This window comes from Flagellimonas sp. HMM57 (assembly GCF_021390175.1).
In the GTDB taxonomy this organism is placed as follows: domain Bacteria; phylum Bacteroidota; class Bacteroidia; order Flavobacteriales; family Flavobacteriaceae; genus Flagellimonas.
In genome coordinates this window covers 3,213,671-3,228,787 of record NZ_CP090004.1, presented here as the reverse complement: position 1 = coordinate 3,228,787, position 15,117 = coordinate 3,213,671, and the positions used below count along the sequence as shown (strand labels likewise).

The window sequence follows — 15,117 nt, the reverse complement described above, 5'->3', positions numbered from 1 at the left end:
ATGGCAACAACAATAACCAAACACGAACGAAATCTGTCAGCGATCATACACGCTTCCACGTTCTCAAAGTATTTTATTCCTTTTGGTAATTTTATACTTCCATTAATATTATGGACAGCGAACAAATCGGAACACAAGTTTGTAGACTATAATGGTAAGCAGGCATTGAACTTTCAGATAAGTATGCTATTATATTCGGTTGTCACAGGTTTAATCAGTATTCCATTTTTTATAGGTTTTTTACCTGATTTGTTTGATTGGAACTTATTTGGATTTCACCGCTTAAGCGACCTTAATAATTTGGATATTCATATTAGCAGTGATGATTTTAGGTTAAGCCGATTTTTTTGGCCTGCAGGTATTACTGGACTTATCCAAGTAGCTTTGGTTGTAATCAATGTGGTGTATACCATTTTGGCAACGATACGCACCAATGAAGGGCAAACATTTGCTTACCCTTTCACTATAAAATTCATAAAATAATGAACCGAACCAACATAATAATAATTGGACTTTTTTTAAGTATAACAGCGTTTACCAATGCCCAAATAGCACAAGGTTCTGAGTTGTACATCACCCTTGAGAAAAAAGACAGCACGCTGTTTGACGCTGCCTTTAATCAATGTAATCCTGAAATCATGAAAACACTGTTTACCGAAGATTTTGAGTTCTATCACGATAAAGGAGGACTTACCGAAAGTAGAGCAGCTTTTTTAAATCCAATGCGGGAGAATTGTGCAAAATTGGACAGAAATGAACCTCAACCCGCAAAAAGAATCTTAGTGCACGAAAGTTTAGAGGTCTATCCGCTTCATAAAAAAGGGGAACTATATGGGGCGATTCAAAAAGGAATACACAGTTTTGAATATTTGAACGAAAACAAAGAATACCAAAAAGGAGAGATTGCCAAATTCACCCATGTTTGGGTATTGGAAAACGGAAATTGGAAAATAAAAAGAGAATTAAGCTATGACCATCAATCACAATAATAAATAACATAATACCATTAAGGAGTTTATTCATCAACCTGTGCTAAGCACTGTCGAAGTATCAAAAAACAATCAAAAACTTGCCCTGAGCATAGTCGAAGGGTCATCAATCAATCAATCAAAAAAAGTTCTCGCTCCCTCTTCTCATCAAAGAGGGAATGGGCGGGAGCAAGAGGCCCGATCAAATTGGGTACAAGAAAAACGAACAGTTAATTAATAGAACCATGAAGTTATGAACATAGAAAATACAAAAGCACAAATGCGAAAAGGGGTTCTAGAATACTGCATTCTTTCTATCTTAAACGATAAGGACAAATATGCATCGGAAATTCTAGGAGCTTTAAAAGACGCAAAGATGCTTGTAGTGGAAGGCACTATTTACCCTTTATTGACAAGGTTAAAAAATGCTGGATTGCTCAACTATCGGTGGGAAGAGTCCACTTCAGGACCGCCACGTAAATACTACGCGCTCACCGAAACCGGAAAGTTGTTCCTAAACGAACTCAACGGCACCTGGGACGAATTAAGAAATGCAGTAAATCTGGTTACCAACTCAAAACAATAATCAAAAAAATGAACAAGACAGTAAATATAAATCTAGCAAATACACTCTTTCATATAGATGATGAGGCGTATAACAAACTTAGGCTCTATTTGGAGTCCATAAAACGGTCATTTTCTGGCACTGCTGGTAGCGACGAGATCATTGCGGATATTGAAGCTAGGGTAGCCGAACTTTTCTTGGAAAAAATGGAAAGTGAACGTCAGGTGATTACCCAAAAAGAAGTGGACGAGGTCATCAACATCATGGGGCAACCCGAAGATTATATGGTCGATGAGGACATTTTTGAGGACGAACCCAAAAAGACACGCCCGGAAACCAGACGAAGAACTAAAAAGCTGTATCGGGACATGGACCAAAAATATATTGGTGGTGTCTGTTCTGGTCTAGAGCATTACTTAGGTTTTGACTCCCTTTGGATACGAATCCTTTTTATCCTACTAACCATATTTTCAGGGTTTGGACTAGTGGCTTATATCCTATTGTGGATTTTGGTACCGGAAGCCGCCTCAACTTCGCAAAAACTGGACATGCGGGGAGAGCCTGTCAACATCAGCAATATAGAACGTAAAGTCAAAGAGGGGTTTGATGATGTTGCAGACAGGGTTAAAAACGTCGACTACGAAAAAGTAGGCGGCAAGGTCAAAAGCGGCTCCAAGACCTTTTTCGATACTATAGGAGATATCATCATGTTCCTGTTCAAAGTATTTGGGAAATTCATAGGTATACTATTGATTATCATAGGTGCTTCAATGCTTATAGGATTGTTTGTAGCACTCTTTAGCGTAGGAATGTTCAATGCAGTGCACTTTCCGGGTATCGATTTTTATGAGATAGTGAACACAACAGGCGCTCCTGTTTGGGTCGTATCTATTTTGATATTCTTTACCATAGGAATTCCATTCTTTTTCTTGCTGTATTTAGGACTGAAGATTTTGGTAAACAACTTAAAATCCATAGGGAACATTGCAAAATTTTCACTTTTGGGGCTTTGGTTAATTTCTATCGGAACCTTGTTCGTCCTTGGATTACGACAAGCTGCTGAATTTGCCAACGTGGGGAGCGTCAACATTAAAGATGAAGTATTAATTGAAAATCCAGGAGATACGTTACTCATAAAAATGAAGAACTCCAGATTTGACTATGGTATGGATGATGTTCATTTTGGGCGAATGACCTTTACGTATGACGAAGATGATAATAGAATTTTGATATCCGATGATGTGGATATCAAACTGAGAAAATCTGACGATTCCTATTTACGATTGAACATTAGAAAAGATTCGCATGGTAATACTACGCTTGCAGCAAGGGAAAGGGCAAAGCAAATTAATTATGACTATGAATTAATGCCAAATGAGATTTTGTTGGATGAATTTCTTACTACATCAACTTCAAATAAGGCTAGAAACCAAGAGGTGACCTCGACCATCTATATTCCAGAAGGTACTGTAGTACAGTTTGCAGAATCCGTACACGGATATGTAGGACGGGGCATAAAAAATGATCAAGATTATTATAGAAGCAGTATAGTAGAATATACTTGGATCATGGGAGAAGATGGGGAGCTCAAATGCCAGGATTGCCCAGAACGTTCAAATTCTTACGAAAGCGAAGACGAAGACGGTCATATTATCATAAACGAAGATGGTATTGATATTGACCTAGAGGATGGTGACGATGCGCTCAAGGTAAAGATCAATGAGGACGGCATAAAAATAAAGGCCAAAGAAAAAAACTAACAGTTGGGTCCTCTTTTTCAACAATTGGGAAACCTTTAAAAGAATTAAACAATAATAAACACGAATTTCATACTGAGTTTATTTCAGCATCGCAAAAAACAAAGAACCATATCAATCAATTATTAACAGACCCTGAAACAAGCTTAGGGTAAAAAACAACAATCATGACAACACTAGCAAAAATCGCAATCGCACTATTAGTTTCCATTTTTGCATCTTCCTGCGCCTTCGATATCAATTTTGGAGATGGAAAAAAAGGAAATGGCGAAGTAGTAGAAGAATCCAGAAATGTAACTGAAGATTTCACCGTGGTATCCGCTTCAGAAGGTTTGGATGTCTTTGTAACTCAAGACCAAGAATTTAAGATTTCCGTTGAGGCCGATGAAAACATTATCGATTTAATCGCAACGGATATCAAAGATGGAAAACTACGAATCCATGCTTTGGAGAATATTGGAAGAGCGACCAAAAAGATTTATGTATCGCTCCCAGAAATAACTGCTTTGAAAAGCTCAAGTGGTTCTGATTTGATTGTACAGAACGTTATCAAATCAGAAAAAATAGAATTGGATGCCAGCAGCGGTTCCGATTTACATGTAGAACTTATTGCAGTAGAAGTATCGGCAGATGCCAGTAGCGGAGCGGATATTAAAGTTGCAGGTAAAACGGATTCATTTTATGCAGATGCCAGTAGTGGCGCGGATATTAGGGCGCGCGAACTTATGGCCAAAACATGTAATGCAGACGCCAGTAGCGGTTCTGATATTTCGGTAAATGTATCCGAATCCCTCGTTGCCGATGCGAGCAGTGGAGCGGATATATCCTATACTGGTGAAGCAAGCGTCAAAAAGAAAAAATCTGTTTCTGGAAGTGTGCATAAGTACTAACGCCAATATATGTAGGAATTAAAACATATCTACAAAATATTAACATTAAAAACCCTGATTCTACCAATAAGAATAAGGGTTTTCGTTTATTAGTCTTGCAGGTTTATCTATATTAGTATAAACCATTTTTTCGATGAAAATCAGCTTAAAAAAATATACGTTACCACTCAAGCATACCTTTAGCATTTCACGGGAATCACACGATTTTCAAGACTCTTTGATAGTGGCGCTTGAGCTTGGTGGTAAAACAGGCTATGGAGAGGCAACTTCCAATCCCTACTATAAAATTACAGTCGAAAGTATGATGGCAGAAATCGCGGCTATAAAAGATGAATTGGAATCGTTTAGCTTTACCACTCCTGAGGTTTTACATCAATTTTTAGTAGAAAAGGGATTGACAAATTTTGCCATATGTGCTCTCGATTTGGCAGCATACGATTTATATGGAAAAATACAGAACAAGCCTCTTCATCAGATTTGGGGAACAACTACCAATACGTATCCCACAACCAATTATACCATAGGTATAGCTTCTATAGCTAAAATGGTTTCCAAAATGCAAGAAACCCCTTGGCCCATCTATAAAATAAAATTAGGTACAAATGATGATGTAGCTATCGTTAGGGAACTGCGAAAACATACCGATGCTATTTTTAGGATTGATGCGAACTGTGCCTGGACCGCAGAAGAAACCATATACAATGCCCCTTTGCTAAAAGATTTAGGCGTAGAATTTTTGGAACAACCTCTTAAGGCAGATGATTGGAGCGGAATGGAAAGCGTATTGCACCATAGCGTGCTCCCTGTTGTTGCAGATGAAAGTTGTATTGTGGAGACCGATGTTGAGAAATGTGGGTTACATTTTAACGGAATCAATATAAAACTAACCAAATGCGGTGGCCTCACCCCTGCCCTACGTATGATAAAAAAAGGAAAGGAAATGGGGCTTAAAGTCATGGTGGGTTGTATGACGGAATCAACCGTTGGCATCTCTGCAATTGCCCAGTTATTGCCACAATTGGATTATGTGGATATGGATGGTGCCATGTTGTTAAAGGAAGATATTGCCGGGGGTGTTGAAATTTTAACGGATGGAGCTGTAAAATTCCCTGATATTGCCGGAAGTGGCGTAACCTTATGGCAATGAAATATTGGATAGATTCCTTCCCCGGCAGAACGGTCACCATTAAAAGCAAAGAATACCTATATTTTGGGGGCACTTCGTATCTAGGTTTACAAACAGATGCAACTTTTCAAGACACTTTTATCAAAAACACCAGAATTTTCGGCACCAATTATGGTGCTTCCCGAAAATCCAATGTTCAAATTTCTATATTTGAAAAAGCAGAAAACCATTTGGCAGAACTGGTCGGTAGCGAAGCTTGCATTACATTATCTTCCGGTTATTTGGCGGGGCAACTGGTCTCACAATTCTTAAGCCACGCAAAACATCCCTTCTTCTATGCGCCCAGTACGCATTCCGCATTGTATCAACACAAGATTAAAACGTACGATACTTTTGCTGCGCTCAATACAGCACTTCGGGCACAGTTAAGTTTGGACAAAGAATCAGTTCCCGTTGTTTTTTTGGATTCGATTGATTTTTCAGGTATGAACTATCCAAACTTTGAAGGCTTGCAATTGTTACCTCTTGAAGATATTATACTGGTGGCAGATGATTCGCACGGTATTGGAATTGTCGGGAAAAATGGCGGTGGCGTTTACCAGAAGTTAAAAAGCTTTAAGCCCAAAGAACTGATTGTTTGTTGTTCGTTAGGGAAAGGGTATGGCGTGCAGGGTGGAGCAGTTTTTGGATTTGAGAAAAGAATCAAGGCATTACAAAAAACAGCTTTTTTTGGAGGTGCCAGTCCCGCAGCTCCTGTAGGTCTGGCTACATTTTTGGACAGTGAAGCAATTTATGCGCAAAAGAGAGTTACCTTAAAAAACAATATTGAACTTTTTATTGATAAGATCAAGGGATTGAACAGATTTCAATATATGCCAAAACATCCTTCGTTTGGTTTTGTAAATGAAGCATTATCGAGTCATCTTGAGAAAAACCATATCCTTATTACCAACTTCAGGTACCCAGATGAAGATTCAAAGTTATTGAGCAGAATCATCATAAGTGCAGCACATAAAAAAGAGGATATCCAATGCCTGGTTGGACATTTGAATACCCTCTCTGAGAACTAATTAACTAATAACTTAATCTCTATCCCACCAAACTCCTTCGCTTATTTCTTTTACAACTATTTCTACCTGATCACCATTTCTAGTTTGCTCACTAGCTGGATATTGAACTCTTCTCACCCATTCCCCATTCAAAATTGGATTATGTCCAAAAGGCAATTCAAGACCAACAAATACATTAGGGTCAAAATCGTATCTTCTTAAATCCACAAAGGATTCTGGATTTAGGAAAGTAGCTATGAATTTTTCTCGCATTATTAAAGCCATAGTCAAATTTTCGGCCCCGACTGCAACGGAAACATCCGAGAGATAAGCCGAAGCTTCCCCAGTAGGAATTCCCAATTTTGTCATATTAGCGTTAATTCCCTCAAGGTATGCATCATATGCTTGTTGGGTGGCACCAATTGAGGTAGGTGTACCACCATCTTGAAGAAACAATGCCTCAGCCTCAATAAATTTCAATTCTGAATAACTGCCCAAAATAATAGGAGCGGATTGTGATGAGTAAAAATTATCAGCACCCAAATTCGTATTTGCACCTATGTTGGAATCACTACCAGCTTCTACAAATACATTAAATCCTCCAGTACCGTTAATGGCTCCTAAAAATTCTGTGTCATCTTCACCAATTGTGGTTATCTCTGGTAATCTTGGGTCTAATTCAATACTTGAAAAAGGAAATGATGTACCATCCATTAGACTTACAAGTTGATCTGAAAGTAACACTGAGAAATTTCCCGTGTTATTTGGTAAAACCACCTCTGAGTTCCAAAGGTTAAAGTTTCTGGAATTATAGATGAGCTGAAAATCATCATCATTAGAAGTAAAGGCATTTTCTATATTAGCAAGTACACCGGCTATTGCAGCATTTTGATCTACTTCGGTCAAATGAATAGCATACTTGGCCTTTAAAAAATATGCAGTTTTAATCCATTTAGCTGTATCCCCACCATAAATGATGTCATCCTCTCCTATGGTAAAGCCAGAGCTATCTGTCTGCCCCAATAAGATAATGGCATCATCCAACAACGTATTGATTTCTGTATAAACCGCCTCTTGTGCATCAAAAGAAGGTTTGAAATTTTCCTCTCCCAGTGTTGCTGTAGTAACTGGAACATCTCCCCATTGGTCTGTTGCCAGACCAATATTTGTTGCTTTGAGAATTTTGGATATGCCCAAATAACTTGTTGCACTCTCCCTTTCGGCTACATCCGCTAAAGTAGCTATATCTGCCAGTGCTTCTAAATAAATTGCCCTCCATGCGTCAGTTAACTGTATTTCCTCTTGTGTATCAGTACCAGGCTCAAAGTACGAGGCTAATTGTTGTGAATATTGACATACGCCCACAGCTACATTATAATGTGCAGAAGATGTATAAAAAATCGATGTAGTTAAAAGATCTGCTGGTATAAGCGTATCTAAACCTTCTTTGTTTGGATCTACATTTACATCTAAGTAATCATCACATCCCAAAAATAAAGTAATCACCAATAGACCCAATATATTATTTACTATCGCTTTCATTGTTTAGAAATTTAAGTTTAAACCAAAAAGGTATGTTTTTGTGTTCGGTATGTTAAGACCGGTAAAACCAAATGCATTAGTGCCTGCACTAAATTGACTACCTTCCGGGTCATAACCCCTAAATGGTGTGTCCAACCATAAATTTGTACCCGTAAAGCTGAATGATACTGCGTCAAAAACAGTATTTTGAAGCAGTTTGCTAGGTAAATCATAAGACAGGGTCACATTTCGTAACCTCCACCAAGAAGTATCCTGTATAAGTATTTCAGAAGCACGATTATAAGCACCTGAATCTCTATAGTAGTTTTCTGTAATAAGGACGGGTATGTTATTTGGTTCTCCGCTCTCTAATACACCATCCAAAATTACTTCTTCATCTCTAACTTCTGTTATCTTTAGAATACCATTTCTTATCCCATTACGCTGTCCTGAATCATAAGCTTCTCCACCTTCTTTTCTTTCAAGTAAAAAAGATAGTGCTAAGTTCTTGTATCTAAATGTGCTTCCAATACTACCCAACCAATCTGGAAGCGCATTACCAACTTTGACTCGATCTGAAGGACTGTCCGCAACTATGTTCGGTAACCCATCCTCTCCAATGATACGATTACCATTTGCATCTCTTTCCCAAACGTAACCAAATAAATCGCCCGGAGCACCGCCTACTTCCAGTTTTGAAATTACACCTGCAAAACCGCTATCCGCAAATATAATTTCATCAATACCATCTGGAAGCGAAAGTACTTCGGCTTCTACTTTTGTCCAGTTAAGTGTTATATCCCAAGAGAAATCAGCAGTTTTTATGGGAACAATATTTATTAAGGCTTCATAACCAATATTCTCGATTTCACCGGCATTTAAAACATAGGTGTCAAACCCTGATGTTTGTGCAACTGGAACAGGAAGAATCTGATCTTTACTATTCTGTTTATAATAGGCCAAATCCATTCCCAGACGGTTATTAAAAAACTTGAATTCCCCACCAAACTCTATTGAGGAAGTCCTTTCTGGTCTTAGTGCATCTGAACCACCTTCGATATCACGTGAACGACCATCAACATTACCAAATGGAAAATTAAGCGGTTGATCGTAATAGACACCTACAAACGGGGGAGCATCCTTACCTACCTCAGCATAAGATGCACGCAGTTTAGCATAGGTCAAAAAACTTGGAAGCGCATCATTGTCTTGCAATGTCTGCGATAAAACATAACTTAAATTAAAAGAAGGATAGAAAAAACTTCTATTATCCTTGGGCAGTGTAGATGACCAATCATTTCTACCTGTAATATTTAAAAACAAGGTGTTTTTATATTCCAGTCTCAAATCTCCAAAAAGACCTATTATTCGTTGCTTTGTTCCTCCAATGTCGTTAAAGAAATTGGTAGCTTGATCAAAACTGTTTAGATTATCCGGATCTAGTCCCTCTGCCCTATTGGTTAATCTTCTTGTCTCAATATCGGTTATTTGGTTACCTACCAATAATGAACTTGAGAAGTCCTCACCAAAATCATGAGAGAGTGTTAAGAATAAGTTTGATGTTATCTCATTATAATTTATTCCTTCATTAACTATAAAGCCGCCATTGGCAGAACCTGGGTCAATATCCGGTGGAACAAAACGATTTCTAGAATCGTGGTAATTATCAATTCCTAGCTGATATTGTACAGTAGCCCAATCATTGAACTTGTAATTAAGTCTGGTATTAGCTAAGATCCTATCCACCCTACTATCCAGATAGCTCACTTCTGCAAAGTACCTTGGATTATCAACAATACCAGCCGTATAGTTTCGTTCATTGCCATTAGGTAACAAATAATCATTTACATCTATGGTTGGTGTCCAAAAAGATAAAGAACTCATAATGGACTTGTCACCTCCGTTGGGCAGTCTACCGTCTGAAACGATGTATGAAAAAGAAGGTTCTACAGAGAATTTATCTGTAACGTTTATTTTACCTGAAAGTTTAAGTGTAGTCCTATCAAAAAAAGTGTTTGGAACAATACCTTCATCATCGGATCTCGATATAGAACCAAAATACGTATAATCTTCCCCTCCACCACTAAGGTTAAACGAATTATTGGAAGTAAAACCTTTGTTAAAAAAGTTTTTGAAGTTATCAAAATTACGGTCATTCGGTCCATATTCAGGTCCTAAAGTCCAAAATCCGAAGCTTCTATCATCTGCATAATCAAACCCATCAGGTGCATTGTCATTTGGTATCGATACGATTTCGCCACCTCTTCCTTCTCGCCATCTTGTCTGTACATCTGGGGTTTTATTTACCTCGTTCCATCCAACAGAACCCCTGTAGTTGAACTTCATTTCTCCACTTTCACCTCTTTTTGTAGTAATAACCACAACGCCATTTGCAGCTCTTAGACCATATAGAGCTGTCGCTGCTGGCCCTTTAAGAATAGATACACTTTCTATATCATTTGGATTTAAATCCGCCCCTCTGTTGGAAAATGAAAATTGTTCAGAAGAACTTGGGGAATTAGAACCAGTACTTGGCAATACATTACCTGCAGGAGCCTCATTACTGATAGGAATCCCGTCAACAACAAATAATGGTTGATTGTTAGCGTCTGGATTCAGCGAAGTAATACCTCTTATAATAATACTGGATCCTGCACCTGCAGCACCACTTGTAGCATTAATATTTACACCAGCTACTTTTCCTTGTATGGAACTTAAGACATCTCCATCATTATTTCTTACCAATTGATCGCTCCCTATTTCTTGAACAGCATATCCTACAGAACGTTTCGCTTTTTTGATACCGAGTGCAGTAACAACTACCTCGTTCAATTGCTGGGTATCTTCTTGAAGTATAATATCAATTACCGAATTTGAGCTTACCAAAATATCCTGCGATATCATTGCAAGGTATATAAACCTTAAAGTATTGCCTTCTGAAGCGGATATGGAATAGTTTCCATCAAAATCGGTCGTAGTTCCATTATTTGTTTCGAGTACTACAATAGACACACCGGGCAGAGGAGCTCCTGATTCATCAACTACACTTCCAGTAATGGTCTGACCAAAACTTAGCATAGTTATTAATAAAGTAAAAAAGGTTAAAAATGCTTTAATCATAAGTTAGTTATTTAAAAGTGGTGGTTAAAAGTGTATAAAAAATGTTAATAATCAAACAATTTTATCTTAAAATGTTGCAGATATATACAATTATTTACGGTTTTATAGAAAAAACACTCATTATTTCCTTTTTTATCATCCATTTTCCTACAAAAAGCTATTTAATCTTGCAAAATATAGTTTAAAATCTTTTTCAAGTCATTTTCTTGCAATTAACTGCACATAATGCTGTTTTTTGACGGCCAAGGTAATCGGTAAGCATTGTATATAGCCATAAAAAAATAGGTTTTATGAATTTCATATTTAACATGCCACTTTTTTGAATTAAACCCAGTTTTGATCATAATTATTTGTAAATTAAAGGGTTGATTATTACTAATCTTAAAAGTAACGGGTATGAAAAAACTACTAGGATTGGTTTTATTGATGTTAATTTTAATTTCTGCCACAGAATTTACATCGCCTAAACCTCAACCTACAAAATCTATCGAAGGAACATGGGAGCTTCAAAGTTTCTATAGTTATGACGGGCAGGATATCTCTGATACCATCGAAAAATCTGATGGTTACAGACAGGTAAAAATGTACTCCAAGGGGAAAATAATGTGGACACGCTACGTCCCCGATGAACCACATGGAAGATTTGGCTACGGTTCCTATAAAATAACCAAAGACTCGCTCATAGAAGTCATTGAATACGGTGATGACGCTATGATGAAAGCACTGGACACCATGCGGAATTTCACGTTTGAACTTAAACTGGAAAAAGACTTTTTTAGTCAGATTACAGTAGATGATGAGGGCAACAGAACCTCTTCAGAAAATTATAAGCGCATCGATTAAAAAAATCCATTATAAAGCATAAAGCAATCCATTCCTGAATTGAAATCAGTCTATGGATTGCTTTTTTATTGTTCTTTAGTTATACCTATTATAATAGGAGAACATCTTCTACCCAACTTCTATGAATTGGCCGTCACTTCTTCTGTTGACCCAACAGAAGCCAAATAACGTTCTGCATCCAAAGCGGCCATGCATCCTGTTCCGGCAGCGGTTACTGCTTGCCTGTACTCCTTATCTTGTACATCTCCGCTGGCGAAGACTCCAGGTTTATTTGTTTTTGTGGACTTTCCTTCAGTAATTATATAACCTGTTTCGTCCATATCTAATTGACCCTTGAAGATATCCGTATTGGGTTTGTGTCCTATTGCTATAAAAAGCCCTGTAATAGCAATATCTTCTTTTTCCCCAGTTACATTATTGACCATTCTAAGGCCTTCTACCACTTGTTCGCCCAACACTTCATCAACCTCTGTGTTATATCTGACCTCTATATTCTCTAAACTGTTGACACGATGTTGCATCGCCTTGGAAGCTCGCATATAATCCTTTCTCACCAACATGGTCACCTTTTTACAAATGTTTGCCAAATAAGAAGCTTCCTCCGCAGCAGTATCCCCAGCCCCAACAATAGCGACTTCTTGGCCTTTATAAAAGAATCCGTCGCAAACAGCACAAGCGGAGACACCACCTCCCCGTAAACGTTGTTCACTTGGGATATTTAAATATTTCGCAGAAGCACCTGTAGAAATTATAATGCTTTCTGCCTCTATAACCTGATTATTATCCACAGTTACTTTATGTATTCCGCCAACTTCATCGCTAAAATCGACTGAAGTAACCATTCCTATCCGTACCTCTGTCCCAAATCTTTCAGCTTGTTTCTGCAACTGAACCATCATTGTTGGACCATCGATACCATCAGGATATCCAGGAAAATTATCCACTTCTGTTGTTGTTGTTAATTGCCCCCCAGGTTCCATTCCTGTATACATTACAGGTTTTAAATCTGCTCTAGAGGCATAGATTGCCGCAGTGTATCCTGCTGGGCCGGATCCAATAATCAGTGTTTTTATTCTTTCTATTTGTTCGGACATAAGATAGTTTGTGCTATAAATTACTTTTACAAAAGTAGGTTTTTTGCATAGAACCTTACAAAATGTAAACAGTTGATTTATTCACCATGCTATTCTCAATTTGTCAACAAGATCTTTGTGAAAGATTATAAACTTTCCTAAGTTGAAAAAGAAAAAGAGCCATTATAAATGACCCTTTTATCTAAGCAGGTAGGTTAAGTAAATGAGCTTGTTATACAATTAAATTTTAAAACCGTTACAACCAAGGAGCTCAACCTCATAACCCCTTGGTGCAACGTAAATCTTCTAAACAAATTGATCTAAAATATCCAAACCAAATCTATTCTTAAAAGATTTATAATCACGTCATTCAACTTGACTACTAACTCGGTGTAAACATACTATTGAATTTTGCTTTTATAGGACCTAAACTGATGGATGGGCCATTTGCATTCACGGATGGGCCTTCTGGATCGATATTTAAAAAGTGTAACCGTAACTTTCAATTAATTTTAACAGTGAATGAAACAAAAAATCCTCTAAACAAATCCAAAGATTTGTTTAGAGGATCGGCAACAAACAGTTTTAAATCTGTTTAATCCAGAAGTTTTGTTATTCAAAATATAAAAGTATTAGGTCAACCCAAGGGCAAGCTTCCAGATATACTATAACCAACTAAATAATGATGAGGTACTTTTACAGGAGCTAGAAAAGGTAGTTTTACAATTGATTACATCTTGTAGGCCAAAAAGCTCAAGGTTTCTATCAAACCATCGTTATGACTACTTTTTTTCTGGCAAATCAATATAGCGTAAAGAAGCTGGTTTACCATTTCCGTTTTGGGAAATATATAGTCTTCGGTTCTTAGTATCAATGTCTATACCATTCGGTGTCACAAAACTGGCTTTTGTAGCAGCACCATCTTCCATTTTGTATTCGCCAGAACCGGCAAATTCTGTAACCTTTCCATCCATTCCTATTTTATAAATCTTGTTGGAACCATATCCTGTTGCGTAAAGATTTTCTTCAAAATATGTGATATAGCCTATAACATAACCGGGGTAAACTATTGGAATACTTGCCAGTTCCTCGATTGAACCTTTGGAGTCCAATTTAAAAATCTTGCCCGTAGTAAAATTACTTACAAACATATCTTTGTCAGGACCAAAAGTTATACCCGTTGCGCCTTTTAGTCTTTCATCTTTTGCGTAATCTTCAACTTGCCCTTGCTTGGATACTCTTCTAATAGCAGGGTGCGTATAGCTGGTGATGTAAAAAAAGCCATTGGCCTCATCCATCAAAATATCTCCGGAAAAACCTTCGAGAGTTGCGATTTTGGTTATTTTACCATCTTTTAAAACCATAAAATCACTTGAAGTATAGGAATTTCCAGTATTGAAATAATAGTTTCCCTCACTGTCCATTGTATTGCCCACGGCACCTTTTACTTTATCAGAGATAATATCGACCTTACCTTCTTTGCTTACTGAAAATATACGGGTTCCACTCCCAGAAATATCTGGATTTGCCGTACCATATTCATTGACAAAAACAGTCCCATCCAGACCAACGGCCACTGAGCCATTTCCATAAAAATTCTTGGTTAACGTCTTTACGTGGATTACATTTTCTTGCGACCACATTTTATTGTAACAAAAAAAGGCAAAGACAATAGTTAAATAGTAGATGCTTTTCATTTCAGAGATTTTACATATGGGAAGATTAACAATACAGGCTCAGAACTCGACCGTATGGGCACAAGCATACCACTATTTTGGGTTGCAAACGAAATTAGATACAATTTTAATATAGTATAGAGAATCTGTTTCGCTATACAAACCTAATTGTCTCTTTTGAAAACACCTGTTAATTCATTCGATTATCCGATTTGTTTATGAGTAATCAAAAGAAAAATGAAATGCCAAGCCCAAATCCAGAGATATGGTGGCTATTGCCAGAAAGTAATAAAACAGTGCCTTTGATCAATATCGTAAATGCGAATTATGCCTATTGGAGCAAGTGAAGCTATCAAGAATCAAAAGTAAATCTCCTCCAGGCAAGCCCAAGAGCCACTAAAATTCCAAGCACCAAATCCAAAAAAAATCTCCGAGAAATTCCTGTTAATTTGTGTAATTAGTGTCCAGTAAATAATCCCAATAAAAAGAACCGGGCAAATCTTGGGAAATTAGAAAAGATAAGATAAAA

13 protein-coding genes are annotated in these 15,117 nt (G+C 37.4%); 9 read left to right on the top strand and 4 right to left on the bottom strand.

Annotation, left to right across the window (positions count from 1 at the left end; translation table 11 throughout):
* The 7 genes from LV716_RS14275 (at position 1) to LV716_RS14245 (ending at position 6,376) form a co-directional block, all read left to right on the top strand.
* Positions 1-483, top strand: a complete 483-nt coding sequence (locus LV716_RS14275; RefSeq protein WP_163418463.1) for a DUF4870 domain-containing protein — start codon at positions 1-3, stop codon at positions 481-483.
* Complete coding sequence (locus LV716_RS14270) at positions 483-989, top strand: nuclear transport factor 2 family protein (protein ID WP_163418462.1); 507 nt, start codon at positions 483-485, stop codon at positions 987-989. The genes LV716_RS14275 and LV716_RS14270 overlap by 1 nt, the downstream gene beginning before the upstream one ends.
* Positions 990-1,221: 232 nt before the next feature.
* On the top strand, positions 1,222-1,554 hold the full coding sequence (locus tag LV716_RS14265) for a PadR family transcriptional regulator (protein WP_163418461.1): 333 nt from the start codon (positions 1,222-1,224) through the stop codon (positions 1,552-1,554).
* An 8-nt stretch (positions 1,555-1,562) separates the two neighbouring features.
* Positions 1,563-3,293: a PspC domain-containing protein gene (locus LV716_RS14260; RefSeq protein WP_163418460.1), complete on the top strand. Its 1,731-nt coding sequence runs from the start codon at positions 1,563-1,565 to the stop codon at positions 3,291-3,293.
* Between the two features lie 164 nt (positions 3,294-3,457).
* On the top strand, positions 3,458-4,180 hold the full coding sequence (locus LV716_RS14255; RefSeq protein ID WP_163418459.1) for a head GIN domain-containing protein: 723 nt from the start codon (positions 3,458-3,460) through the stop codon (positions 4,178-4,180).
* Between the two features lie 133 nt (positions 4,181-4,313).
* Positions 4,314-5,327, top strand: a complete 1,014-nt coding sequence (locus LV716_RS14250) for a dipeptide epimerase (RefSeq protein WP_163418458.1) — start codon at positions 4,314-4,316, stop codon at positions 5,325-5,327.
* Positions 5,324-6,376, top strand: coding sequence for an aminotransferase class I/II-fold pyridoxal phosphate-dependent enzyme (locus tag LV716_RS14245; RefSeq protein WP_163418457.1), 1,053 nt, complete (start codon positions 5,324-5,326; stop codon positions 6,374-6,376). Before LV716_RS14250 ends, LV716_RS14245 begins: the two co-directional genes overlap by 4 nt.
* Before the next feature lie 12 nt (positions 6,377-6,388).
* Here the strand turns inward: LV716_RS14245 and LV716_RS14240 are convergent, their stop codons facing one another.
* Together LV716_RS14240 and LV716_RS14235 are read right to left on the bottom strand one after the other, a co-directional pair.
* On the bottom strand, positions 6,389-7,897 hold the full coding sequence (locus LV716_RS14240; RefSeq protein ID WP_163418456.1) for a SusD/RagB family nutrient-binding outer membrane lipoprotein: 1,509 nt from the start codon (positions 7,895-7,897) through the stop codon (positions 6,389-6,391).
* Positions 7,898-7,900: 3 nt separating this feature from the next.
* On the bottom strand, positions 7,901-10,996 hold the full coding sequence (locus LV716_RS14235; RefSeq protein WP_163418455.1) for a SusC/RagA family TonB-linked outer membrane protein: 3,096 nt from the start codon (positions 10,994-10,996) through the stop codon (positions 7,901-7,903).
* Between the two features lie 396 nt (positions 10,997-11,392).
* On the opposite strand from LV716_RS14235, the gene LV716_RS14230 reads away from it, so the two are divergent.
* Positions 11,393-11,839: a hypothetical protein gene (locus LV716_RS14230; RefSeq protein WP_163418454.1), complete on the top strand. Its 447-nt coding sequence runs from the start codon at positions 11,393-11,395 to the stop codon at positions 11,837-11,839.
* 119 nt (positions 11,840-11,958) lie between these two features.
* On the opposite strand, the gene trxB is transcribed toward LV716_RS14230, so the two are convergent.
* Both trxB and LV716_RS14220 read right to left on the bottom strand, forming a co-directional pair.
* Positions 11,959-12,933 carry a thioredoxin-disulfide reductase gene (gene trxB, locus LV716_RS14225; RefSeq protein WP_163418453.1) on the bottom strand — a complete coding sequence of 325 codons (975 nt, stop codon included), beginning with the start codon at positions 12,931-12,933 and terminating at the stop codon, positions 11,959-11,961.
* A gap of 761 nt (positions 12,934-13,694) precedes the next feature.
* Complete coding sequence (locus tag LV716_RS14220) at positions 13,695-14,609, bottom strand: hypothetical protein (RefSeq protein WP_163418452.1); 915 nt, start codon at positions 14,607-14,609, stop codon at positions 13,695-13,697.
* A gap of 197 nt (positions 14,610-14,806) precedes the next feature.
* Here LV716_RS14220 and LV716_RS18480 point away from each other — a divergent pair, with 197 nt between their 5' ends.
* Positions 14,807-14,935 carry a hypothetical protein gene (locus LV716_RS18480; RefSeq protein ID WP_255674264.1) on the top strand — a complete coding sequence of 43 codons (129 nt, stop codon included), beginning with the start codon at positions 14,807-14,809 and terminating at the stop codon, positions 14,933-14,935.
* Positions 14,936-15,117 lie beyond the last annotated feature (182 nt).